This window comes from Streptomyces sp. NPDC085927 (assembly GCF_044540975.1).
In the GTDB taxonomy this organism is placed as follows: Bacteria; Actinomycetota; Actinomycetes; order Streptomycetales; family Streptomycetaceae; genus Streptomyces; species Streptomyces hirsutus.
In genome coordinates this window covers 42,861-66,110 of record NZ_JBITSN010000014.1, presented here as the reverse complement: position 1 = coordinate 66,110, position 23,250 = coordinate 42,861, and the positions used below count along the sequence as shown (strand labels likewise).

General features: G+C 72.4%; 19 protein-coding genes and 1 tRNA gene. 2 read left to right on the top strand and 18 right to left on the bottom strand.

Annotation, left to right across the window (positions count from 1 at the left end):
• Positions 1-18: 18 nt before the first annotated feature.
• The 6 genes from ACIF80_RS28990 to ACIF80_RS28965 all read right to left on the bottom strand — a co-directional run bounded on the left by ACIF80_RS28990 (position 19) and on the right by ACIF80_RS28965 (position 5,870).
• On the bottom strand, positions 19-810 hold the full coding sequence (locus ACIF80_RS28990; RefSeq protein WP_399810061.1) for a S16 family serine protease: 792 nt from the start codon (positions 808-810) through the stop codon (positions 19-21).
• 79 nt (positions 811-889) lie between these two features.
• Positions 890-1,528, bottom strand: coding sequence for an IclR family transcriptional regulator (locus ACIF80_RS28985; RefSeq protein WP_055593937.1), 639 nt, complete (start codon positions 1,526-1,528; stop codon positions 890-892).
• A gap of 284 nt (positions 1,529-1,812) precedes the next feature.
• Complete coding sequence (locus tag ACIF80_RS28980; RefSeq protein WP_399810059.1) at positions 1,813-3,603, bottom strand: DEAD/DEAH box helicase; 1,791 nt, start codon at positions 3,601-3,603, stop codon at positions 1,813-1,815.
• A gap of 181 nt (positions 3,604-3,784) precedes the next feature.
• A complete protein-coding gene (locus tag ACIF80_RS28975) occupies positions 3,785-4,156 on the bottom strand; it encodes a type II toxin-antitoxin system death-on-curing family toxin (RefSeq protein ID WP_399810057.1) in 372 nt (123 codons plus the stop codon).
• The gene (locus tag ACIF80_RS28970) at positions 4,153-4,350 is read right to left on the bottom strand and encodes a hypothetical protein (protein ID WP_055572601.1); all 198 of its coding nucleotides are present in this window, start codon (positions 4,348-4,350) and stop codon (positions 4,153-4,155) included. The genes ACIF80_RS28975 and ACIF80_RS28970 overlap by 4 nt, the downstream gene beginning before the upstream one ends.
• Before the next feature lie 32 nt (positions 4,351-4,382).
• Positions 4,383-5,870: an MFS transporter gene (locus ACIF80_RS28965; protein WP_399810054.1), complete on the bottom strand. Its 1,488-nt coding sequence runs from the start codon at positions 5,868-5,870 to the stop codon at positions 4,383-4,385.
• Between the two features lie 232 nt (positions 5,871-6,102).
• Here ACIF80_RS28965 and ACIF80_RS28960 point away from each other — a divergent pair.
• A tRNA-Cys gene (locus tag ACIF80_RS28960) sits at positions 6,103-6,174 on the top strand.
• A 20-nt stretch (positions 6,175-6,194) separates the two neighbouring features.
• Here ACIF80_RS28960 and ACIF80_RS28955 read toward each other — a convergent pair.
• The 10 genes from ACIF80_RS28955 to ACIF80_RS28910 form a co-directional block, all read right to left on the bottom strand.
• The gene (locus ACIF80_RS28955) at positions 6,195-7,418 is read right to left on the bottom strand and encodes an SUKH-4 family immunity protein (RefSeq protein WP_399810053.1); all 1,224 of its coding nucleotides are present in this window, start codon (positions 7,416-7,418) and stop codon (positions 6,195-6,197) included.
• A gap of 354 nt (positions 7,419-7,772) precedes the next feature.
• The gene (locus ACIF80_RS28950; protein WP_399810051.1) at positions 7,773-10,115 is read right to left on the bottom strand and encodes a xanthine dehydrogenase family protein molybdopterin-binding subunit; all 2,343 of its coding nucleotides are present in this window, start codon (positions 10,113-10,115) and stop codon (positions 7,773-7,775) included.
• The gene (locus ACIF80_RS28945; RefSeq protein WP_399810049.1) at positions 10,112-12,010 is read right to left on the bottom strand and encodes a 2Fe-2S iron-sulfur cluster-binding protein; all 1,899 of its coding nucleotides are present in this window, start codon (positions 12,008-12,010) and stop codon (positions 10,112-10,114) included. Before ACIF80_RS28945 ends, ACIF80_RS28950 begins: the two co-directional genes overlap by 4 nt.
• Positions 12,007-12,900, bottom strand: coding sequence for an FAD binding domain-containing protein (locus ACIF80_RS28940; protein ID WP_399810047.1), 894 nt, complete (start codon positions 12,898-12,900; stop codon positions 12,007-12,009). Before ACIF80_RS28940 ends, ACIF80_RS28945 begins: the two co-directional genes overlap by 4 nt.
• A 372-nt stretch (positions 12,901-13,272) precedes the next feature.
• Positions 13,273-14,934 carry a beta-N-acetylhexosaminidase gene (locus ACIF80_RS28935; protein WP_399810045.1) on the bottom strand — a complete coding sequence of 554 codons (1,662 nt, stop codon included), beginning with the start codon at positions 14,932-14,934 and terminating at the stop codon, positions 13,273-13,275.
• 8 nt (positions 14,935-14,942) lie between these two features.
• Complete coding sequence (locus tag ACIF80_RS28930) at positions 14,943-15,788, bottom strand: carbohydrate ABC transporter permease (RefSeq protein WP_399810260.1); 846 nt, start codon at positions 15,786-15,788, stop codon at positions 14,943-14,945.
• A 29-nt stretch (positions 15,789-15,817) separates the two neighbouring features.
• On the bottom strand, positions 15,818-16,786 hold the full coding sequence (locus ACIF80_RS28925; RefSeq protein WP_399810043.1) for a carbohydrate ABC transporter permease: 969 nt from the start codon (positions 16,784-16,786) through the stop codon (positions 15,818-15,820).
• A gap of 4 nt (positions 16,787-16,790) precedes the next feature.
• A complete protein-coding gene (locus ACIF80_RS28920; protein ID WP_399810041.1) occupies positions 16,791-18,083 on the bottom strand; it encodes an extracellular solute-binding protein in 1,293 nt (430 codons plus the stop codon).
• 212 nt (positions 18,084-18,295) lie between these two features.
• On the bottom strand, positions 18,296-18,586 hold the full coding sequence (locus ACIF80_RS28915; protein WP_399810039.1) for a DUF3039 domain-containing protein: 291 nt from the start codon (positions 18,584-18,586) through the stop codon (positions 18,296-18,298).
• A gap of 29 nt (positions 18,587-18,615) precedes the next feature.
• Entirely contained in the window at positions 18,616-19,188 is a 573-nt protein-coding gene (locus tag ACIF80_RS28910; protein WP_399810259.1) for a YqgE/AlgH family protein, read from the bottom strand.
• 317 nt (positions 19,189-19,505) lie between these two features.
• On the opposite strand from ACIF80_RS28910, the gene murA reads away from it, so the two are divergent.
• Positions 19,506-20,852: a UDP-N-acetylglucosamine 1-carboxyvinyltransferase gene (murA, locus tag ACIF80_RS28905; protein WP_399810037.1), complete on the top strand. Its 1,347-nt coding sequence runs from the start codon at positions 19,506-19,508 to the stop codon at positions 20,850-20,852.
• 242 nt (positions 20,853-21,094) lie between these two features.
• Here murA and ACIF80_RS28900 read toward each other — a convergent pair whose 3' ends face one another.
• Both ACIF80_RS28900 and ACIF80_RS28895 read right to left on the bottom strand, forming a co-directional pair.
• Positions 21,095-21,376: an HU family DNA-binding protein gene (locus ACIF80_RS28900; RefSeq protein WP_042173245.1), complete on the bottom strand. Its 282-nt coding sequence runs from the start codon at positions 21,374-21,376 to the stop codon at positions 21,095-21,097.
• A gap of 446 nt (positions 21,377-21,822) precedes the next feature.
• The gene (locus ACIF80_RS28895) at positions 21,823-23,247 is read right to left on the bottom strand and encodes an NAD-dependent malic enzyme (RefSeq protein WP_399810036.1); all 1,425 of its coding nucleotides are present in this window, start codon (positions 23,245-23,247) and stop codon (positions 21,823-21,825) included.
• Positions 23,248-23,250 lie beyond the last annotated feature (3 nt).

The window sequence follows — 23,250 nt, the reverse complement described above, 5'->3', positions numbered from 1 at the left end:
GCGGCCGTGCCGGGCGGTTCAGCAGCTCGGGACCTTGCCCGCGTCCTTCTCCAGGTCGACCAGGGCGTCGACGGTGCCCTCGAGGGTGGTGACCGGGATCAGGCGCAGGCCGTCGGGGAGTTCCGCCCGCGCCTCGGCGCACTCGGCCTCGGGGACCAGGAAGACGGTGGCGCCGTCCCGCCGGGCGGCCTGTGTCTTCAGCGGCACCCCGCCCACGGCGCCGATCCTGCCCTCGGCGTCGATCGTCCCCGTACCGGCGATGACCCGGCCGCCGGTGAGGTCGCCGCCGCTGTCGTCGCCGTTCAGCTTGTCGACGATGCCGAGGGAGAAGAGCAGGCCGGCGCTGGGGCCGCCGACGTCGGCGAGCTTCAGGTCGACCTCGATGCCCTTGCCGTCCAGGTCCAGGTAGCCCAGCGCGGCCAGGGTCGCCTCCTCCTGCGAGGCGCGCATCTGTTCCTCGTTGTACTGCTCGATCTCCTTGAGGTTGTCCCCGGTGGGGTAGACCGAGTCGCGGGGCATGACGGCCTGGTCGGTGCCGAACCAGGCGTCGACGACGTCCGGGAGGCTCACCCGGGTGTCGGGGGAGGTCGCCTCGATCGTCGTCATCCGCAGCTGACCGGTGGTCTCACGGGTCTTCGCGCCGGAGATGGTGATGACCTGCGTGCCCTTGTTCCTGCCGAGCACGTCGGCCGTCAGCCCCGGCTGCGCCACCGAGAACGGCAGCGGCGCGAACACCGCCGTGGCCAGCAGGGCGACGACGGGAACGGCACAGACGGCCAGGGTCTGGGGGCGCGTGAGGCGAGAGAGCACGGGGTCAATCTAACGTGACGCCCCGGCCCCGCCCCGGCCGCCCGAGGACGGGACCCGGCCGCCCCTTCGGCACCGGCCGTCAGCGCAGCGCCTCCGCGACCTCGCGGGCCGCGTCCATGACGCGGGGGCCGACCCGTTCGGGGACCACGTCGGCCAGCATCACCACGCCGACGCTGCCCTCGACGCCGGTGACCCCGAGCAGGGGCGCCGCCGCTCCGCACGCGCCGGCTTCCAGTTCGCCGTGGGTGAGGGTGTATCCGGGGTCGCGCGGCCGCTGCCGGGCCGCGATGATCGCCCGGCCGGCGGCGCCCCGTTCCAGCGGATGCCGGAACCCGGCCCGGTAGGCCACGTGGTAGTCCGTCCACGACGGTTCCACCACGGCGACGGCCAGCGCTTCGGCCCCGTCCACCAGCGTCAGGTGCGCGGTCGCGCCGATGTCCTCCGCCAGCGACCGCAGGGCCGGCATCGCGGCCTCCCGTACCAGCGGATGCACCTGGCGGCCCAGCCGCAGCACCCCGAGGCCGACCCGGGCCCGTCCGCCGAGGTCCCGGCGTATGAGCGCGTGCTGTTCCAGGGTGGCGAGCAACCGGTACACCACAGTCCGGTTCACGCCCAGTTTGTGGGAAAGCTCGGTGACGGTCAGACCGTGGTCCGTGTCGGCCAGCAGTTTGAGGACCCGCAGTCCCCGGTCGAGCGTCTGAGAGGTCTCCGCGGTCACGACGCCCACTCCTTCGGGGTCAGGTCGGCGGCCCCTCACGGCGTGTGCGTCACCGAGTCCCGTCGGTGACGCACTCCAGAGGCCGCCGATCGGCCGGCGGCCCGGCTGTGTCCCGGGCGCAGTCGCTTCACGGCTGCGCTCCGCGGCGGCGCTGCCACGGGGCGTGTGCGTAGCGGGACAGTAGCGAGCCGGTCCGGTCAGCGGAAGGCTCCGTCCAGAATCCGGGCACCGACGACCGGGAAGTGGCACCATTTGACGCGATATGCACAGAGAGTGAAGGAAGTTCACCGCATGCGGGTGGCCCACTCCTGCACCTTGGCGATCCGCTGGCGCAGCTGCCCCGGTGTGGCCTCGGCGGCGGGCGGCCCGCCGCAGACGCGGCGCAGCTCGGTGTGGATGACGCCGTGCGGTTTGCCGCTCTGGTGGACGTAGGCGCCGACCATGTTGTTGAGCTGCCGGCGCAGTTCCATCATCTCCTTGTGGGAGACCACGGGACGCCGCTCGGCGGGCAGTTCGAGCAGGTCTGCCTCGGTGTCCGGCTTCTTGCGGCTGTGCGCGATCTGCCGGGCCTGCCGCTTCTGCAGCAGCAGCTCCACCTGGTCGGGTTCGAGGAGCCCCGGGATGCCCAGGTAGTCCTGCTCCTCCTCGCTGCCGGGGTGGGCCTGCATGCCGAAGTCGGCGCCGTTGTAGGTGACCCGGTCGAAGACGGCGTCGGACTCCAGCGCCTCGAAGGGCAGCATCTCCTCGCCGGTGTCCTCGTCCTGCTCCCGGTTCGCCTCGTCCATCTCCTGCTCGGACTCGGCGTACGGGTCCTCCTCGCCCTCCTTCTTGGGCTTGTCGAGGACGTGGTCGCGCTCACGCTCCATCTCGTTGGCGAAGGTGAGCAGGTCGGGCACGGTCGGCAGGAACACGGAGGCGGTCTCGCCGCGCCGCCTCGACCGCACGAACCGGCCGACGGCCTGGGCGAAGAACAGCGGGGTGGAGATGGTGGTCGCGTACACGCCGACGGCCAGGCGCGGCACGTCGACGCCCTCGGACACCATGCGGACGGCGACCATCCACCGGTCGTCGCTGCCGCTGAACTCGTCGATGCGTTTCGAGGCGCCGGTGTCGTCGGACAGGACGACGGTGGCCTTGCTGCCGGTGATCTCGCGGATCAGCTTGGCGTAGGCGCGGGCGGAGTCCTGGTCGGCGGCGATGACGAGGGCCCCGGCGTCCGGGACGGACTTCCTGACCTCGGTCAGCCGCTGGTCGGCGGCACGCAGCACGGACGGCATCCACTCGCCGCGCGGGTCGAGGGCGGTGCGCCAGGCCTGGCTGACCGCGTCCTTGGTCATGGGCTCGCCGAGACGGGCCTCGATCTCGTCGCCGGCCTTGGTGCGCCAGCGCATGTTGCCGCTGTAGGAGAGGAAGATGACGGGACGGACGACGCCGTCGGCGAGCGCGGAGCCGTACCCGTAGGTGTAGTCGGCGGCCGACCGGCGGATGCCGTCGTTGCCCTCCTCGTACGCCACGAACGGGATGGGGTTGGTGTCGGACCGGAACGGCGTACCGGTCAGCGCGAGCCTGCGGGTGGCCGGCTCGAACGCCTCCAGGCAGGCCTCGCCCCAGGACTTGCTGTCACCGGCGTGGTGGATCTCGTCGAGGATGACGAGGGTCTTGCGCTGCTCGGACCGGTTGCGGTGCAGCATGGGGCGCACGCCGACACCGGCGTAGGTGACGGCGACCCCGTGGTAGTCCTTGCCGACCGGGCCCGCGCTGTACTCGGGGTCCAGCTTGATCCCGATCCGGGCGGCGGCCTCGGCCCACTGCTTCTTCAGATGCTCGGTGGGCGCGACGACGGTCACCTGCTGCACGACGTGGTGGTGCAGCAGCCAGGAGGCCAGCGTCAGCGCGAAGGTGGTCTTGCCGGCGCCGGGGGTGGCGACCGCCAGGAAGTCGCGCGGCTGCGTCTGGAGATACCTCTCCATCGCCCCCTGCTGCCAGGCCCGGAGCTTGCCGGCCGTGCCCCAGGGGGCACGGCCGGGAAAGGCCGGGGACAGGTGGTGCGAGGCGGAAGCGGCGGTGGTAGTCACGGTCTCCGTTGTGGGGACGGGGGCGGGTTCGGGCGGCTCGGCCGCGCCGGGAACCCGGCCGCAGGGGCAGCCGGCCGCACCCGGCGGTCGGCGTACGGCAACCGGGCCACCCTATCCGCGCCCCGGCCCGGACGACGCCCGGGCCGGGCGGGGGCACTCGGGGGTGGGACCGACGTCACATTCAGCGCGCGAAACGCGGCAACTGGGACGCGATCTTGGGGACATCCAGCTCCCCCTGACAGACGTCCAGCACGAACCTCTCCGCCTCGTCCACATCGAATTCCGCGTCGAGCGGGTGCCCGTTCATATGGAGAAACACCCAGGTCGCGTACCAGGCGAGGCGCTTGTTCCCGTCGACGAGTGCGTGGTTGCGGGCCAGGGATTCCATCAGCGCGGCGGCTTTCTGCCACACGTCCGGGTAGGCGTCCTGACCGAACACGCTCGACTGCGGACGTGCCAGCGCCGAATCCAGCAGACCGTAGTCGCGCACCGCGTCCTCACCGAGCCGCTTCGCGAGGTTCAACAGCTCGGGCAGCGTGAGGTAGTGCGTCAAGCGAGCCTCCGGTTCAGCTCCGCGCTGGCCTTCAGCACGTGATCGGCAGCCTCGTTGAACAGTCGTGAATGCTCGTTTATGGCCGCGATCACCGCATCGTGCGCGAAGGCCTGCATGCTGCGTCCTTCAGCAGCGGCGCGGTCACGCAGGGCATCGAGCTCTTCCTCGGTGAAACGCACGTTCAGTCCGGACATGCTTCGACGGTACTACTTGGTACCACTTGGTGTCATTGAGATTCCGCCCGCAGCCGCCTCGTCACCCACACCCCCGCCAGTGCCACCGCCGCCATCGGCAGGAACACGGCGACGAAGGCGGCCGGGTGGGAGCCGGTGGCATCCGTGGCCCCGTGGGCGACCGTGCCGCCGCCGAGGGCCGCGAAGGCCGCTCCGCCGGCGGCCAGCAGGAGGACGTTGGAGAGGCCGTCGGAGATCTGGAGGGCGGCGGAGTTGGTGCCCGCCTCCTCGGGGGCGGAGAGCTGGAGCAGCAGGACGCTGGTGGAGGAGATCACCAGGCCCATCCCGAGGCAGCCGAACGCCCAGGCGACGGCCAGGGCCCAGGCGGGGACCGCCTCGATCAGCACGCTCGGGGCCGCCGCGATGGCCCCCGCCACCAGGAGCATCCCGAGGGTCGTCAGCCGCTCCCGGTGCGGTTCCAGGCGGGGCCGCGACTGGATCCAGGAGCCCAGCGCCCAGGTGACGCCGCCCGCCGCGAGGGAGAACCCGGCGAGGGTCGGGCTGAGGCCGCGCTGGGTGACCAGCATCAGCGGGACGAAGGACTCGGCGGCGATGAAGGACCCGGCGGCGACGCCGCGCAGCAGCACCACCGAGGGCAGGCCGCGCGCCGCCCGCCAGGTGCCGCGCGGGAGCAGTCCCCGCACGGCGGGCACCAGCAGCGCCAGGCCCGCCGCGCCGGGCAGCAGGGAGATCCAGCGCAGGTCCTGCGCGGCGTACTGGAGCAGCCCGGCACCGAAGGAGATCGCGAGGGCGAGGCGGATGCGGCGTCCGCCGGAGGGGGCCGGTGCGTCCGCCTCGCCCGCCGGGCCGGACGCCCGGCGGCGTATCTGCGGGAGGGCGAGGGCGAGGGGGAACGCGACGAGGACCGGGATGCCGAGGAACACCCACCGCCAGCCGATGTGTTCGGTCACCGCTCCGGAGGCGAGCGGGCCGACGATCGACGGCACCACCCAGCTCGCCGCGAACGCGGCCATGATCGCCGGACGCAGACGCTCCGGGTAGGCCCGGCCGACGACGACGTACAGCGCGACGATCACCATCCCGCCGCCGAGGCCCTGCACGGCCCGGCCCAGGATGAACAGCCACATCGTGCCCGCCGTCCCGGACAGCAGCAGCCCCGCGGCGAAGGCGGCGATGCCCGTGGTCACCGGCGCGAGCGGCCCGCGCCGGTCGGACCACTGGCCGGAGAGCACCATCGCGAACAGGCTGGTCGTGAAGAACGCCGAGAACGCGAACGCGTACAGCGACACCCCGTCCAGCTCGCGCGCCGCGACCGGCATCGCCGTGCCCACCGCCGTCGCCTCGAAGGCGATCAGCAGCACCACGGAGACGATGCCGATGCTCAGCGCCCGGTAGGGGCCGCTCAGCACGCCGTCGTCCCGCTCGCCACCGGGGGCGGTGGTCCCTGACGGGGCGGTGGGCCCGGGTGGGGCGTCGGAGGTCTTGACGACAGAGGTGTCGCGCGGGTTCGGGGCGGCCATGGGCGTCAGAGTAAGGGTCACAGGGCGCTTTGACGCCTGTCGGGGGTCGGACCGGCACCGGGACCTTGGTCGTACTCCCCCGGCCGCCCGCCCCGGGCGTTCATGAACGGCGTGTGGCAGTCCCGTTGCACCGCACCGGAATACCTTGAGCGCCGCTCCCGCCCCGCCGTACGGTCGGCGTACCGAGTTCGCGGCGGCGGGGTGGCGAAGACCACACCCCGTCCCCGATCCTGGCCGTGTGCCCGAGTGGCTCAGGGATTCGCCTGCAAAGCGAATTACGCGGGTTCGATTCCCGCCACGGCCTCCCCTGCGGGCGGGGTGCTCTCAGAGCACCCCGCCCGCTTCGTCCTGGAACAGCTCCGTCCAGTAGTGCCAGTCGGCGTCGGCCGTGGCGCCCGTCGGGTCGACGGAGGACAGGACCTGAATCATCGTCATGGCCAGCTGGTCGTACGTCTCGCTGGTCAGCGCATGGCCCGACTCCTCGTCGATGGCGTGCTCGCGGTGCAGCAGCCAGAGGGTGAAGGCGAGGGTCGAGATGTCCGTGTTCAGCGGGTACAGGACGGATTCCGGCTCGCTCCAGTTCAGGACCGCGCCGGTGGCGCCGTCGACGACCAGGCTGTTGTCCTCGACCAGATGCCCGAGGCGGACGAGCCGGTCGGCGTGGGCGGGGAGGCGGCCGGCCGGGACCGCGCCGGGGCCGCCGCGGTCGTCGCCGCGGTCCTCGTCGTGGTACTCGGCGAGGGTCCGCAGCGGCAGGTCGGTGTCCAGCTGGAACAGGAAGCCGTCCTCGGGCAGCCCCGTCTCGCGCAGGAAGCGGCGGGTCGGCTCGTGCGTCAGCGTCGCGGGGAAGTCGAGCTCCTCGAAACGGACCACGCCCCGCCGGCCGAACTCCTGGTCGAGCAGGCGGACCGGGAGGTCCAGGGCGAGCCCCGAGGCCGTGCCCGGACCGGCCACCAGGGCCAGCGGGCGGATCAGCGCGGCCATCCGCCACAGCGGTGCCGGCTCGCCGTCCGCCCCCTCCTCGAACACCGCGAGCAGCTGCCGGGAGGCCTCCGCCACCGCCTTCGTGCCCCAGCGGCCCGCGTAGGCGGCGAACTGGCCTCGCAGCCCGGCCAGTTCGTCCGTCGCGGCGGCGAACCGCACCAGGGTCGGCAGCGACGGGGCGAGCGGGCGACGGTCCATCAGGTCGGGCCGGTCGTGGAAGAAGTACGTCGTCGACACCTCGCCGGTGGCGCCGTCGAGCAGGACCGACTCCGTCTCCAGGCCGGCGGGGCCGAGCAGTCCGCCGATGACCAACTGGTCCCGCAGCTCCGCGGAGAGCTCCTCGCCCGGGTCACCGGTCGAGCCGGCGACCGTGCGCAGGCCCTCGCCCCGCAGCTGCGCGAAGCTGAACAGGCCGCTGTCGCAGGGCAGTCCGGGACCGGTCAGCCAGCGGCGCGTGGACGCGTGCGTGATGAACGGATCGAGGTCGTCCTCCGCCAGGATGATCGCCGCCGCGGTACCCGTGGCGTTCATGGCATCCGTGGCAGCGGTGTCGGTCGTGCTCATGGCTCCCCCGTGCATACGTGTGCTCAGTCCCGTGTCCCGTGCTTCGCCGCTCCGGACCGCGTCGCCCCGCCCGGACAGGACGGACCCCGGCCCTCCGAACCCGGCAGCCGTCCCCACCGCTCGGAACACTACGTGCCACCACTGACAACGCCCCGGATCAGGAACGGGCGGGCGACCGGCCGGGACACGGATACGGACGCCCCACCCCACAAGACGCCCGAACACCCCCTGTGCGTTGCCTTCGCACGGGAATCAACATGAACGTTCTCGGCCGCCCGGCCCCGACGGCCGGCATCCGCCGACCGACACATGCCGGTCGGCGGATGCCGGTCGGCGGATGCCGGTCGGCGGAGGTCAGTCGGTGGACCTGACCAGCCGGTCGCGGCCGCTGGTCACCACCGCGGCCTGCGGGCGGATCGGCAGGCGGTTGACCGGACGGCCGGTCGCCGCGCGAACGGCGGCGGCGATGGCCGCCGGCGAGGTCACCACCGGCACCGCGCTGACCGACTTCGCGCCGAACGGCGCGACCACGTCCCGCTCCTCGACCAGCTTCACGATCTCGATGTCGGGCGCGTCCAGAGCGGTCGGCAGGGCGTAGCCGGTGAGGTCGGGGTGCCGGACCAGACCGCGCGGCGTGCGCAGGTTCTCGGTGAGCGCGGCGCCCACGCCCTGGGTCACGCCCGCCTCGATCCGGGCGGCCAGCTGGGCCGGGTTCAGCACCCGCCCCACGTCCTGGGCGACGGCCAGTTCCACGACCCGTACGGAGCCGATCTCGATGTCGACGTCGACCACCGCGCGGATCGCGCAGAAGGACATTCCGACGTAGGCGTCGCCCTGGCCCGACGCGTCCAGGGGCTCCGTGGGATGCGGCCGGCACTGGGCGGTGGCCCACAGCTCCTTGCCCTCCAGGGCCTCGGCCACGGGGGTCGACAGCACGCCGTCGTACGAGGTGATCCGGCCGTCGGTGATCTGGAGCAGTTCGGCGGACATGCCGAACTTGTGGGCCAGGGGCTGGAGGAGCTGGGTGCGGACCATCTTCGCCGCGCGTTCCACCGCGCCGCCCGACACCCAGGTGTGCCGGCCACGGCTGCCCGCGCCCGCGGCGGGCTGGTCGGTGTCCACGGGGGCCACGCGCACCTCGTCGACGCCGAGGATCTCCTGGACGATCTGCCGGGCCAGCGTGGTGAAGCCCTGGCCGGTCTCGACGGCCGCGCACAGCACCGTCGCCACCCCGTCCTGGACCTTCACGGTGGCCGTGGACACCTCGTCCGCGCCCTCGCCGCCGAGCATGTGCACCATGCCGAGGCCGTAGCCCACCCCGCGGCGGACCGCGCCCGGTTCGCCCGCGCCCTCGGGGCCGCCGGGCAGCAGCCACTCGTCCTCGGGGGTGTCCTTGGGCAGCGGCGGCAGCGGGTGGTCCCGCACCGCCTCCAGGAGTTCGGCGACCGGGGCCGGGCAGGTCACGGTCTGGCCGGTGGGCAGGACGTCGCCGGTCGCCATGACGTTGCGCATGCGCAGTTCGGCCGGGTCGAGGCCGAGCTTCTTGGCGAGCTTGTCCATCTGCGCCTCGTAGGCGGCGCACACCTGCAGGGCGCCCTCGCCGCGCACATGGCCGGAGGGCGGGTTGTTGGTGCGGACCGCCCAGCCCTCGATGAAGGCGTTCGGGACGACGTAGGGGCCGCAGGCGAAGGCGACGGCGGCGGCCAGCGCGTCCGACGACGTGTCGGCGTAGGCGCCCGCGTCGAGCAGGATCTGCGCCTCGACCTTCACCAGCCTGCCCTCGGCGTCGGCGTGGTGGCGGTAGCGCAGCAGGGTGGGGTGCCGGTGGGCGTGGCCGAGGAAGGACTCCTCGCGCGTGGCGGTGAGTTTGACCGGGCAGCCGGTCTTCAGCGCCAGCAGGCCGAGCGGCAGCTGGAAGCTCTGGTCCTCGCGGTCGGCGGTCGCGCCGGGCACCCCGGTGACGACGATCTTCACCCGGTCGGGATCCAGGCCGAACGCGGCGGCGGCCGCGTCCCGGTCGCCGTGCGGGTCGGTGGAGGCCAGGTACAGCTCGACCCCGCCGTCCGGACGGGGAACGGCGAGTCCGGCCTCGGCGCCGATGGGGGCGGGGTCCTGGCGGCCGATGCGGTACAGGCCGTCGACGACGAGGTCACCGGCCGCGTCCGGGTCGCCGTGCCGCAGCGGGATGTGCCGGATCAGGTTGCCGTCGGGGTGCAGCGGCTCGGCCTCGAAGGCCTGCTCGGGGTCGATCACCGGGTCGAGCACCTCGTACTCGACGATGACGGCGGCGGCGGCCATCCGCGCGGTGTCCGGGTGGTCGGCGGCGACGGCCGCGATGGCCTCGCCGTGGTGGCGTACGACGTCGGAGGCGAAGACCGGCCGGTCGGACCGGCCGCGCTCGTACACCGGGGTGCCGGGGACGTCCTCGTGGGTGACGACGGCGTGCACGCCGGGCATCTCGCGCGCGTGGGTGGTGTCGATGGACGCGATCCGCGCGTGCGGGTGCGGGGAGCGCAGCACGGCCGCCCACAGCAGGCCCTCGGCCCACAGGTCGGCGGCGTACGGGAAGGTGCCCTCGGTCTTGGCGCGGGTGTCGGCGGCCGGCAGGGAGACACCGAGTCCGCGCGGGGGCGGCTCCGTTCCGGTGGTGTCCTCCGTGGCCTGTGCGGTCTGCACGGTGGTGGCCTCGTTGCTCATGCCTGGCCTCCGTCCCGGCCGTAGGGCCGGTCATGCGGTCCGGGGTCCGGGAAGGCGGCGTGGCCGACGCCGCCGGCGCCCGGTCCCGCCTGGTGCGGGATGCGGAACTCGCCCGTCTCGCCGCCGGAGCCACGGCCCGTGCCCCGGTTCTCGTCCTGGTCGGCCTGGCCGGCCTCGGCGAGGGTCTCGCGTTCGGCGACGACCTCCTGGACGGCCTCCACCACGCCCCGGTAGCCGGAGCAGCGGCACAGGTTGCCGCACAGGGCCTGACGGGTCTCCAGCCGGGTGGGCGCCGGGTTGCCCTCCAGCAGGTCGTGCACGGTCATCGCCATGCCCGGTACGCAGAAGCCGCACTGCACCGCGCCGCACCGGGCGAGCGCGCGCTGCACGTCCGACGGCCGGCCGTCCTTGGCGAGGCCCTCGACGGTGCGGACCTCGCTGCCGGCCGCGGTGACGGCCGGGACCAGGCAGGACGCGACGAGCCGGCCGTCGACCTGCACGTTGCAGGCCCCGCACTCGCCCTGTGAGCAGCCGTCCTTGGCGCCGGCGAGGCCGAGGCGCTCGCGCAGCACGTAGAGCAGCGACTCGCCGATCCAGGCGTCGGTGACGGGCCGGTCGGTGCCGTTGACGCGCAGCACGTAGGAGGCGAGGGGGTGGTCCTCGTGCGCGGCACCGGACAGCGGGGCGTGCCCGGGTGACGTGCCGTCGGGTGCGTCCGGACCGGTGCCGACCTCGGTGCCGGTTTCAGGGCCGGCGGCGGATGCGGGGCCGGTGCCTGCGGGGTCCGGTCCCGCGTCCCCGGCCGGGGACGTCCCGGCGTGGTCCCTCGCGCCCTCCGGGGCCGCTATGTCTTCCGGTGCCGCCGGGCCCTCCTGGGCGCCGTGCGGTCCCTGGGGCCTCTGGGAGCCCCTGGCGGCCTCGGCGGCCCCCGGAGCCTCCCCGGGCCCGCCGACGGGTCCCGCGGCGCCCTCCGGGCCCGGCTGCGGGTGCTCGCGGAGCTCCGGGGCGGACGGGCCGCCGGCCGCCTCCGGGCGGGCCTCGGTGCCGGACCGCCAGTGGGGCTCGACGAGGGCCGGCTGCGGCACTCCGCTCGACAGGGGCGGTGAGTCGTGGCCGGGGGCGGGCCGTGCGTCGGGCCGCTCCCGGACGGGTTCGGCGGTGCCCGCCCGGCCGTGGTCCGCGCGCCAGTCGGGTTCCGGACCGCCCTGCTCCCGGCCGGGAGCGGTGTCGGGGTGACCCGGGTCCACGCCCGGCACGCCCGGTCCCCACGGCTGCCCGATGGCCTGCGTGGCCCAGGGCGCGGAGGCGCCGCCCGGGAGGGTGGGGGGCGGGGTGACCGGCGGGGTGGCTCCCCACTGCTCGGCCAGCGCGGAGGTGGTGAACTCGCCGGACTCGTCCGGGAGGTCGCCGTCCGCGACGGGGATCGACCACTGGCCGGTCACGTCGGAACCCGGTGCCGGGTCGCCTGCGCCGGGTGTGTCCTCGAAGTGCCACTGCCCGGAGGCCCCGGGGTCGTACGTGAACCGGTCCTGGCCGCCGTGCTGCTGCGCCGCGTGCGCCCCGGGGTCCTCCCCGGGGCGGCCCGCCTGCGGGTCGTGCCACTGGACGCCGTCGACGGGGGCGCCCGGCGCTCCGGTGCCCGGCACCGCCCAGCTGCCGGTGGCCGCGGGGTCGGTGCCCGCCGTGGTGGCGGGGGTGACCGTGATGGGCGGCGGCACATAGCCGTGGCCGGGCGCGGCCAGCGGGCTCTCCATCGAGTCCAGCAGGGCGTCGATGCCCCCCTCGGGGAGCTTCACGAAGGCCGTGGCGCCGTCGTCGTAGTCCCCCTGGGGCAGCGGGTCCCAGCGGCTGCCGCCGTGCCGGGACGTGCCCTCTCCGTGCTGGTCGTCGGTCACGACAGCGCCCTCCCCAGTGCTCGTCGGGCCAGTGCGGCGACGGTGCGCCGCAGGTGCAGTACCGCGGGCGGCAGCGACGGGACGGAGCCGTCCTCGTCGGGGACCGGATCGGGGATGCAGGCCGCGGCGACGTACTCCCCGAACGCGTTCAGCGCCTCCGGCACGAGCGCGCGGTTGTTGTCCCAGTCGATGAGCTGGGCGACCCACTGCTCGGCCTCCAGGGGCCGCAGCGCCATCGGTGCTATGGCTCCCACCGCGCAGCGGACACCGCGCCGGCCGGGGTCGAGCACCAGGGCGACGGAGGCGACCGCGCGGCCGGGGCCGGTGCGGCCGGTGGCCTTCAGGAAGACCTGCGGGGCGTGCAGCAGCGGCACGCGCACGTAGCCGATGAGTTCACCGGCCCGCAGCATGTCCATCCCGGCCAGCAGGTGCGACACCGGGATCTCCCGGCGGGTCCCGCCCTGGCCCGCGATGATCAGCGTCGCCTCGAGCGCGGCCAGCACGGGCAGCGAGTCGCCGGTCGGGGCTGCGGAGGCGATGTTGCCGCCCAGGGTGCCCGCGTTGCGGATGTGCGGCGGTCCGGCGGCACGCGCGGAGGCGGCGAGCGCCGGAATGAGGGCGGCGAAGTCGGGGCGGCCCATGCGCGCGTGGGTGAGACCGGCGCCGAGCAGCGCGTGGCCGTCCTGGTACTGCCAGCCGCGGATCTCGCTGATCCTGCCGAGGCCGACCAGCGCCGTCGGCCTGAGCTGCCCGGAGTTGACGGCGGCCATCAGATCGGTGCCGCCCGCGACGGGCACGGCGGCGGGCATGGCGGTCAGCGCCGCCACCGCCTCGTCCAGCGTCGTGGGCAGCGTCACGGCCTGCGCCGCCTGCGGTGCGTGCGTGCTCAAAACCGGCTGCCCCTTCCCGCGGCCCCACCTGGTCCCACCTGTTGCAGCCGTACGGTACGACCTGACAGGGCGGACGTGGCAACTCTGGCACATCTTCGCGAGCACCGAAGACAGGGGTCCGCTAGGAGGCGTTCACCCACCTCACAGACCACTTGACCCGTTTTCGCACCTCATCGCCCGTGTGATCGAATTGGCACGGTTCGGTGATTCCTGCGAATTTTTCGCGTGACCTGTCCGGGACGGGGCGGACTTCCGCGCGTGACCGGTTCCGGAGGCGGCACCCGCCACCGGCCCGGCACGCGCCACCGGTTCGGGGGTGCCACCGGCGCGGAGGGGTTACCGGCCTGGAGGAGGCGCCATGGGCGCGGGCATCTACCGGCTCGGGGGTGTGCCGTCGATGGGGCGGCCCAGCACACCGGGGCGCCGCTGCCAGGGCAGAGGTCCGGTGGGCGGGCGGTAGGCGACGCCGAGGGCGTCGAGCCGCCGGTAGTGGGCGGCCATCCGGCGCTCGAAGCCCGTGAAGTCCCGTTCCGCGGGGGCGGGCAGCGTGCTCCAGGCGACCTCGGCGAGGGCGGCGAGCCGGGGAAAGACCTGGTAGTCCACCCTCGCCTGGTTCTCCGTCACCTCGGACCAGGCGTTGGCCTGGGTGCCGAGCACCCGCCCGGCCTCCTCGGGCGTCAGCTCCGCCGGCACGGGCTCGAACCGGTAGACGTCCTCCAGGGTGCGCACGTACCCGATCGGCACCGGCTCCTCGGGGCCCGCGTCCTGACGGTGGTCCAGGTACACGTGCTGTTCGGGGCACATGACCACGTCGTGCCCCGCGCGGGCGGCGGCGACCCCGCCGGCGTAGCCGCGCCAGGAGGACACGGCGGCGCCCGGGGCCAGGCCGCCCTGGAGGATCTCGTCCCAGCCGATCAGCCGGCGGCCCCGCTCGGCGAGCCAGCCGGCGAAGTGCCCGATGAACCAGGACTGGAGGGCGTCCTCGTCGGCCAGTCCGAGATCGGCGATCCGTTTCTGCGCGACGTCCGACGCGCGCCACTGGTCCTTCGGGCATTCGTCGCCGCCGATGTGGACGAACGACGAATATGCCGGGGCGCCCGTGGCGTCGGCGGGAAAAAGTTCCAGGACTTCCTCGAGCACTCCTTCGTAGAAGCGCAGGGTGGTGTCGGTGGGGGCGAGTACGTTCGGATTGATCCCCCAGGTGTCCCAGACGGTCAGCGAGGAGGTGTCGACGACATCGGTGTTGCCGAGTTCCGGATACGCGGCGATGGCGGCCTGCGAGTGGCCGGGCACGTCGATTTCGGGGACGACGGAGATATGCCGTTCGGCCGCGTAGGCGACGATCTCCCGGATGTCGTCCTGGGTGTAGTGGCCGCCGTGCGGTGTGTCGTTCCACAGGGGCGAGGCGCGGTGGCCGAGTTTCGTCCGGGCGCGCCAGGAGCCGACCTCCGTCAGCCGCGGGTACCGCTCGATCTCGATGCGCCAGCCCTGGTCGTCCGTCAGGTGGAAGTGCAGGACATTGAGTTTGTGCGCGGCCATCAGATCGAGATAGCGCAGCACGCCTTCCTTGGGCAGGAAGTGCCGGGCGACGTCGAGCATGAGGCCGCGCCAGCGGAAGCGGGGGGCGTCCTCGATCGTGACGTGCGGCACGGTCCAGGTCCGGTCGCGGCCGAGCGGAGCCCTGCGGTACGCGTCGGGGCCGAGGAGCTGCCGCAGTGTCTGGGCACCCCAAAGGACACCGGCCGCGCTGCCCCCCTCGATCAGGACGCCGTTCCGGTCGCTGACGAGGCGGTACTCCTCGGGGCCCAGTCCGGGGTCGAGCCGGAGCCCGATACCGTCGCCGTCGGCGTCGGCGGGCTCCCGTCCCTCGCGCAGCGGCAGGCCGGTGGCCTGCCGGAGCACGGTGCGCAGCCAGTGACCGACGCCCTCCGTCGCGGGGCCGGCGCAGAGCCGGGAGTGTGCCGTCAGCCGCATCTCGCCGGAACCGGCGACGACATTGCGGGGTGCGGGAATCAGTTCCGTCGGTGATGTCACGTCAGTCCTCAATCCTTTACCGCGCCGCCCAGTCCGGAGACCAGGCGCCGCTGTACGAGTACGAAGAAGACCAGCACCGGAATCGTCATCACCGTGGAGGCCGCCATCACGCCGCCCCAGTCGGGATCGTCCGGCTTGTAGAAGACCAGCAGGGCCATCGGCAGCGTCGACTGCGAGATGTCGCTGATGATGAAGGACTTGGCGAACAGGAAGTCGTTCCAGGTGGAGATGAAGGAAAATACGCTGGTGGCCACCAGCCCCGGCAGAACGAGCGGAAAAAGGATCTGCCACAGGAACCGCGCGCGGCTCGCGCCGTCGATGTAGGCGGCCTCCTCCAGCGCCTCGGGAACGGCTTTCACGAACCCCCGCAGCATCCAGATCGCGAACGGCAGCGAGAACGCGATGTGCGGCAGGATCAGCGACCACAGCGTGTTCAGCCGGCCCGCGTCCCGCATGAGGAAGAACAGTGGGATCGTCAGCGCCTCCACGGGCACCATCTGGGCCACCAGAAACATGATCAGCAGGGTGGTCCGCATGCGGAACCGGAATCGCGTCACGGCGGTGGCCGCGAGAAAGGCGATCAGCGCGGAGGCGAGCACCACGGCGACCGCGACGACCACGCTGTTGAGGAAGTACCGGCCGAATTCCCCTTGTCCGAACACCCGTCGGAAGGAATCCAGGGTGGGGGCCAGGGTCCACGGCCGGGGCCGGTCCGACTCGATCTCGCCGGCCGGTTTGAAGGCGCTCAGCACCATCCAGTACAGCGGGAAGGCCACCACCGCCGCGACCGCCAGCGCGGTCGCCTCGGCGGCGAGCCGCCACGGACGCCGTACGAACCTGCGCACAGGATTCACCCGGCGCACCCCGTCCCGGCTCACGAGAGTCACAGTTCCTCCCCTTGGCGGCGCAGCAGCCGCAGGTACACCAGCGTGACGGCGAGCAGGATCAGCAGCATCACCACGCCGATCGCGGCGCCGAGGCCGTACTGCGAGGACGCGAACGCCTTCTGGTACGCGTAGACGTTGAGGACCAGGTTCTGGCCGGCGATGCCGCCCCCGCCCGTCATGACGTAGATCTGGGTGAAGACCTTGAAGTCCCAGATCACCGACTGGATGGTGACGACGACCAGGATCGGCCGGAGCATCGGGGCGAGCACGGAGCGCCAGACGCGCCACTGCGAGGCGCCGTCCAGGGCGGCGGCCTCCAGCACCTCGGTGGGCACGGCCCGGATGCCGGCGTAGACGGTGACCATCACGAACGGGAAGGAGCACCAGACGACTTCGAGCAGGACGAGGAGGAAGGCGCTGTACCTCCCGTACGTCCATGAGTGGTCGCCGAGGCCCAGGACCCGGTTCACCGGGCCGAAGTCGGCGTTGAAGAGGAGCAGCCACACCGTGGAGCCGGTGACGGCCGGGGTCGCCCAGGCGCCGAGCGCGGCCAGCATCAGCGCGAGCCGGGGCACGGCACGCACCCGGGTGAGCAGCACGGCGAGCGCGCAGCCCACGGCCAGGGTGGAGACCACGCAGGCCGCCGCGAACAGGACGGTGGTGAGCAGCACCTGCCAGAACTGCTCGTCGGCGAAGAGTTCGGTGTAGTTGCCCAGGCCCCGGAAGGTGGTCGGTTCGCCGCCGCTGACCTGTGCCTGGGTGTAGTGGAAGAGCGAGATCAGGCCGAGCTGGTGGACGGGGTAGGCGAGCAGTCCGCCGAGGACTACGAGGGCGGGGGCCAGATACAGCCAGGGGGTGAGGCCGGCCCTGCGGGACCGGCCCCGTGGGCCCCGTGGCGTGCGGGGCGGGGTGGCCGTGCGGGGCGCGGGGCGCTTCCGCACGGCCACCGTGTCCTGTGCGGCCACGGGGTCAGCCCACCGAGCCGAACGCCTCGTTCATCTTCTTCTCGGCGTCCCTGGCGGCAGCGCCCACGTCCTTCTTGCCGCTGACGACCTCCTGGAACATGGTCGGCAGCACCAGTGAGGCGTCGATCTGCGCCCAGGCGGGCGAGGCCGGCACGAACTTGGTGTCGGCGGCGAGGGTCTCGACGAACGGCTTCAGGAACGGTTCCTTGGCGGCCACCTGCTGCCGCACGTCCGAGAAGGTCGGCAGGAAGCCCATCGCGTCGAACAGCTCGCCCTGCGCCTTCTTCGAGGCGAGCCGCTGCATCAGGTCGACGGCGAGGGTGCGGTGCGAGGTCGACTTCAGGACACCGAGGTTGTTCCCGCCCGCGAAGGCGGGAGCGATGGACCCGGACTTCACGCCCGGCAGCGGCACGACGGCGTATTTGCCCTTCACCGTCCCGGCCTCGATCGCCGCGTGGCTGAAGTCGCCGCCGATCGCCATGGCGGCCTTGCCCGAGGCGAAGGCGGTCACCGTGTCGTTGCCGCCCATGCCGGCGCACTTGGCGGCCGGGCAGTTGTCGTCGCCGAAGAGGGAGGTGTACGCCTCGATGCCCTTGCGGGCGGCGGGGGTGTCGATCGCGGAGGCGTACGAGCCGCCCTTTCCGGTGGCGAGTTCACCGCCGTGGGCCCAGAGGAACGGCATCGCGCCGTAGGTGTAGGCGCCGCCGACGGCGATGCCGTACAGGTCCGGCTTCGCGGCGCGGATCTCCCGCGCGGTGGAGATCAGTCCGGCCTGCGAGGTGGGGGGTTCGAGCCCGAGTTCGTCGAAGACGTCCGTGCGGTAGTAGAGGGCGCGGACGCCCACGAAGTACGGCGTCCCGTAGACCTTGCCGTCGACGGTGACCGACTGCCGGGCGGTCGGGTCGGTGTCCTTGGCCTCGTCCCAGTCGCCGAACTCCTCGGTGACGTCGGCGAGTCCGCCGTCCTTCACGTAGCCGGCGGTGTCCGTGTTGCCGTACTCGACGAGGTCGGGCGCGGACTTCGGGTCGTTGAAGGCGGCCTTGATGCGCTCGGCGCGGGTCTCGACCGGGATGTACTCGACGGTGACCTCGGTGCCGGCGTGCGCCTTCTCGAATCCGGCGACGACGGACTCGACGACCTTTTCCTTGGGTGCGTTGTTCACCTCCCGGAAGAGCCAGACGCGTAAGGTTCCGGTCTTCTCGTCCTTGCCGGAGGAGGAGTCCCCGGAGGTCTGGGGCGCGCAGGCGGCGGTGGCGATGACGGCCGCGAGGGCGACCAGACGGACGGACAGCTTCATGGACTGCTTCCTCCGGTGAAGCGTTGCAACATGCGCAACGCTGGTTTCGCTGTGCACAACAACACCGGAGGCTAGGGACTAGGCCGACGAGCCCACAAGAGGTCTCCACCACTCTGTGACCGGCTGACGCGTTCCGCGCGACGCGCGGGCATCACAAAGGCCCCCAGGGCGCGCAAAACACGCCCGGGGGCCCGAGGGCGGGGCGGGCGCGACTACTTGTCGCCCTTGCCGCCCTTGCCCTTGTCGTCGTCGCCGCCGCTCATGGACTCGTAGATCTCCTTGCACATGGGGCAGACGGGGTACTTCTTCGGGTCCCGGCCCGGCACCCACACCTTGCCGCACAGCGCCACGACGGGCGTGCCGTCGAGAGCGCTCGCCATGATCTTGTCCTTCTGGACGTAGTGGGCGTAGCGCTCGTGGTCGCCGTCGCCGTGGGAGGTCTGCGGCGTCGGCTCTACGAGGGTCCCCGTACCAGTCCCGCGCTCGGGCTCAAGAGTGCTCATGAAACAAAGGGTACTGAAGCTCACACGCATCAGTTGAGCGAAGGGTCGTCCGGATAGGTCGCCACCATCGCCAGCTCGCCGCGCTGGCGGCGCAGCACCTCGCGCCAGAGCCGCTCCGGCACCGGGTACGAGATGTCGCCGGGCTCCGACTCCACGACGTACCAGGCGCCTTCCAGCAGCTCGTCCTCCAGCTGGCCGGGGCCCCAGCCCGCGTATCCGGCGAAGATGCGCAGCGAGCCGAGAGCGGCCGCGAGCAGCTCCGGCGGCGCCTCCAGGTCGACCAGTCCGATCGCCCCGTAGACGCGGCGCCAGCCCAGCGGGGCGGCCCCGCCACCCGTCCCGCCGGGGACGACGGCGACGCCGAGGGCCGAGTCCAGCGACACCGGGCCGCCCTGGAAGACGACCCCGGGTTCGCCGGCCAGGTCGGCCCAGCCCTCCAGGATGTCCCCCACGTCCACCGGGGTCGGGCGGTTGAGCACGACACCGAGGGAACCCTCCTCGTCGTGGTCGAGGAGGAGGACGACCGCACGGTCGAAGTTCGGGTCCGCCAGGGCGGGCGTGGCCACGAGCAGCCGCCCTGTGAGCGAGGACACCTCGGTCATGCCAGACATGATCCCGCATCTTCCCTTTCCGTGGGAGGCAATTGGGGTACGGGGGTGAACATGGCCGGCCGGCCCGCGAGCGGCCTGGTGAGGCGCCGGTCACGGCGGGCCGGAGCGGGCCTCGGGCGCCCTGCGGGCGTACGGAAGCACCTCCGGCACACGGTGACGGCGGTGACCCAAAGTGGCCGGAGGGAAACTGCTCGTGTCGTGGTGGACATGAGGACGGGACCGGCCGTGCACGGGCTGGTGGAACCGGTGTGGGGGGCGACTACCCTTGCCCTTCTGGCCCCTGCCCCCCTCCACGGAACGCGAGATCCATGACCGTCAACGGCGCTGAAGACGTCCTGCTTGTCCACGGCGGAACCCCGCTGGAGGGCGAGATCCGTGTCCGCGGTGCGAAGAACCTCGTACCGAAGGCCATGGTCGCCGCCCTGCTGGGCAGCGAGCCGAGCCGGCTGGGCAACGTTCCGGACATCCGTGACGTGCGGGTCGTACGAGGACTGCTCCAGCTGCACGGGGTGACGGTCCGTCCCGGCGACGAGCCCGGTGAACTGGTGCTCGACCCCACGCGGGTGGAGAGCGCCAACGTCGCCGACATCGATGCCCACGCGGGTTCGTCCCGCATCCCGATCCTGTTCTGCGGCCCGCTGCTGCATCGGCTCGGGCACGCCTTCATCCCGGGTCTGGGCGGCTGCGACATCGGCGGCCGGCCGATCGACTTCCACTTCGACGTGCTGCGCCAGTTCGGCGCGACGATCGAGAAGCGGGCGGACGGCCAGTACCTGGAGGCCCCGCAGCGGCTGCGCGGCACGAAGATCGAGCTGCCGTACCCGTCCGTCGGCACGACGGAGCAGGTGCTGCTGACGGCGGTCCTCGCGGAGGGCGTCACCGAGCTGTCCAACGCGGCGGTGGAGCCGGAGATCGAGGACCTGATCTGCGTCCTGCAGAAAATGGGCGCGATCATCGCGATGGACACCGACCGGACCATCCGCATCACCGGTGTGGACAAGCTCGGCGGCTACAACCACCGCGCCCTCCCCGACCGCCTGGAGGCGGCCTCCTGGGCGTCCGCGGCGCTGGCCACCGAGGGCAACATCTACGTCCGCGGCGCCCAGCAGCGCTCGATGATGACGTTCCTGAACACCTACCGGAAGGTGGGCGGCGCCTTCGAGATCGACGACGAGGGCATCCGGTTCTGGCACCCGGGCGGCCAGCTCAAGTCGATCGCCCTGGAGACGGACGTCCACCCGGGCTTCCAGACCGACTGGCAGCAGCCGCTGGTGGTCGCCCTGACCCAGGCGACGGGGCTGTCGATCGTCCACGAGACGGTCTACGAGTCCCGGCTCGGCTTCACCTCGGCGCTCAACCAGATGGGTGCGCACATCCAGCTCTACCGCGAGTGCCTGGGCGGCTCCCACTGCCGTTTCGGCCAGCGCAATTTCCTCCATTCGGCCGTCGTCTCGGGCCCGACCCGGCTCCAGGGCGCCGACCTGGTCATCCCCGACCTGCGCGGCGGCTTCTCCTACCTGATCGCCGCCCTCGCGGCCCAGGGCACGTCCCGCGTCCACGGCATCGGCCTGATCAACCGCGGCTACGAGAACTTCATGGACAAGCTGGTGGAGCTGGGGGCGAAGGTCGAGCTTCCCGGCAAGGCGCTGGGCTGACGGACGGGACCTGACGACCGCGACACCGGCGGCCCCCGCCCCCGGCCGGGGGTCCGGGGGCCGTCCCCCGGGCGGACACGGCATGGACAAGCTGGTGGAGCCGGGGGCGAAGACCGGGCTTCCCGGCAAGGCGCTCGGCTGACCGAAAAAAGCCTCGCCAAAGGGGCGGCCACCCGATCGGTGGCCGCCCCTTTGGCGTCACTATGCGTCGTACGCCGTCCCGGGACGTACGAACAGCAGGATTACTTGCCCTTGGCGGCTTCCTTGAGCTTCGAGCCCGCGGAGACCTTCACGCTGTAGCCGGCCGGGATCTGGATCGGCTCACCGGTCTGCGGGTTGCGCGCGGTGCGAGCTGCACGGTGCGTGCGCTCGAAGGTCAGGAAACCGGGGATGGTGACCTTCTCGTCCCCCTTGGAGACGATGTCGCCGACGATGTCGGCGAACGCGGCCAGCACGGCGTCGGCGTCCTTGCGGGTCACCTCGGCGCGGTCGGCCAGCGCGGCCACCAGCTCACTGCGGTTCATGTTGTTACTCCCGTGTTCTTCTTGCCGTTGAGGCGTGCCACGCGGCGGGGCCGCACTTGGGGCACGACCAAGCCGATGCTGCCAGGGTCCTCGGTGAGTCCCCCGGACCCGGGTACTTATTCGGGCCCGTACACCCCTGGAGGTGCTGCTCCCTGAACGTGGTCCCGGTGGAGCATCCTGCCTCTACCTGCGGCGGTAAAGCCAATCCGGCACCCGCAGAAGCCGCGATACCACCCCTGGAGTCACCCGTGGGAGTCACCCGGGGGGCTCCCACGGCCCGACCGACGGTGACGCTGCGTCCGCTGCCGGCAGCGGACCGCGGACACCGGAGGTCCGAGTCACGGCCGCCACCCTAAAGGGCGGCCGTATGTCACGGGTTCCACGACGCGCCGACCGCACACCTACCGTGGTGATGGTCACAGCCGCGACGCCCCCGGAATTTCCCGCTAGACGGCCGCGGCCGGGGTCTCCGTGCTCTTCGCGGCTTCCCGCACGGCACCGGCGACCGCGCCCGCGACCTTGTCGTTGAACACGCTCGGGATGATGTAGTTCGGGTTCAGCTCGTCCTCGGTGACCACGTCGGCCAGGGCCTGCGCGGCGGCGAGCATCATCCCGGTGTCGACGGCACGGGACTGGGCGTCCAGCAGGCCGCGGAACACGCCCGGGAACACCAGCACGTTGTTGATCTGGTTCGGGAAGTCGGAGCGGCCGGTGGCCACCACGGCCGCGGTCTGGCGGGCGACGCCCGGGTCCACCTCGGGGTCGGGGTTCGCGAGCGCGAAGACGATCGCGTCGTCGGCCATCGCGGCGATGTCGTCGCCGTCGAGGACGTTCGGGGCGGAGACGCCGATGAAGACGTCCGCGCCGCGCACGGCCTCCTTCAGCGTGCCGGTCAGGTTCTCCGGGTTGGTGTTGGCGGCGATCCAGGACAGCGGGGAGTCGGAGGGGGTGGCCACCAGGTCCTCGCGGCCCGCGTGCACCACTCCGTGGATGTCGGCCACGACGGCGTTCTTCACCCCGGCCGCGATGAGCAGCTTGAGGATGGCCGTGCCGGCCGCGCCGGCGCCGGACATGACGACCCGGATGTTCTCGATCGTCTTGCCGGTGACCCGCAGCGCGTTGGTCAGGGCCGCGAGGACGACGATCGCGGTGCCGTGCTGGTCGTCGTGGAAGACGGGGATGTCGAGGGCCTCGCGCAGCCGGGCCTCGATCTCGAAGCAGCGCGGGGCGGAGATGTCCTCCAGGTTGATACCGGCGAAGCCCGGGGCGATCGCCTTGACGACCTCGACGATCGCGTCGGTGTCCTGCGTGTCGAGGCAGAGCGGCCAGGCGTCGATTCCGGCGAACCGCTTGAACAGGGCCGCTTTGCCCTCCATCACGGGCAGGGCCGCCTTCGGGCCGATGTTCCCCAGGCCCAGCACGGCGGAGCCGTCCGTCACGACCGCAACGGAGTTGCGCTTGATGGTGAGGCGGCGGGCGTCCTCGGGGTTCTCGGCGATGGCCATGCAGACGCGGGCCACGCCCGGCGTGTAGATCATGGAGAGGTCGTCACGGTTGCGGATGGGGTGCTTGGACGCCATCTCGATCTTGCCGCCGAGGTGCATCAGGAACGTACGGTCCGAGACCTTGCCCAGGCTGACGCCCTCGACCCCGCGGAGCTTCTCCACGATCTCTTCGGCGTGTCCGGTGGAGGTGGCCGCGATGGTGACGTCGATACGGAGCTTCTCGTGGCCGGACGCGGTGACGTCGAGGCCGGTGACCGTGCCGCCGGAGGACTCCACGGCGGTGGTGAGCTGAGAGACGGAGGCTCCGCTCGCCGGCACCTCCAGCCGGATGGTCATCGAGTAGGAGACGCTGGGCGCCGTTGCCATGGC

What these genes read in the sequence shown, in the direction of transcription:
- ACIF80_RS28955 (WP_399810053.1), bottom strand. Translation starts at nt 7,418, where the DNA reads ATGAGCACGACCGACACCGCTGCCACGGATGCCATGAACGCCACGGGT.
- murA (WP_399810037.1), top strand. Translation starts at nt 19,506, where the DNA reads ATGACCGTCAACGGCGCTGAAGACGTCCTGCTTGTCCACGGCGGAACC.
- ACIF80_RS28965 (WP_399810054.1), bottom strand. Translation starts at nt 5,870, where the DNA reads ATGGCCGCCCCGAACCCGCGCGACACCTCTGTCGTCAAGACCTCCGAC.
- ACIF80_RS28970 (WP_055572601.1), bottom strand. Translation starts at nt 4,350, where the DNA reads ATGTCCGGACTGAACGTGCGTTTCACCGAGGAAGAGCTCGATGCCCTG.
- ACIF80_RS28895 (WP_399810036.1), bottom strand. Translation starts at nt 23,247, where the DNA reads ATGGCAACGGCGCCCAGCGTCTCCTACTCGATGACCATCCGGCTGGAG.
- ACIF80_RS28920 (WP_399810041.1), bottom strand. Translation starts at nt 18,083, where the DNA reads ATGAAGCTGTCCGTCCGTCTGGTCGCCCTCGCGGCCGTCATCGCCACC.
- ACIF80_RS28950 (WP_399810051.1), bottom strand. Translation starts at nt 10,115, where the DNA reads ATGAGCAACGAGGCCACCACCGTGCAGACCGCACAGGCCACGGAGGAC.
- ACIF80_RS28900 (WP_042173245.1), bottom strand. Translation starts at nt 21,376, where the DNA reads ATGAACCGCAGTGAGCTGGTGGCCGCGCTGGCCGACCGCGCCGAGGTG.
- ACIF80_RS28910 (WP_399810259.1), bottom strand. Translation starts at nt 19,188, where the DNA reads ATGACCGAGGTGTCCTCGCTCACAGGGCGGCTGCTCGTGGCCACGCCC.
- ACIF80_RS28915 (WP_399810039.1), bottom strand. Translation starts at nt 18,586, where the DNA reads ATGAGCACTCTTGAGCCCGAGCGCGGGACTGGTACGGGGACCCTCGTA.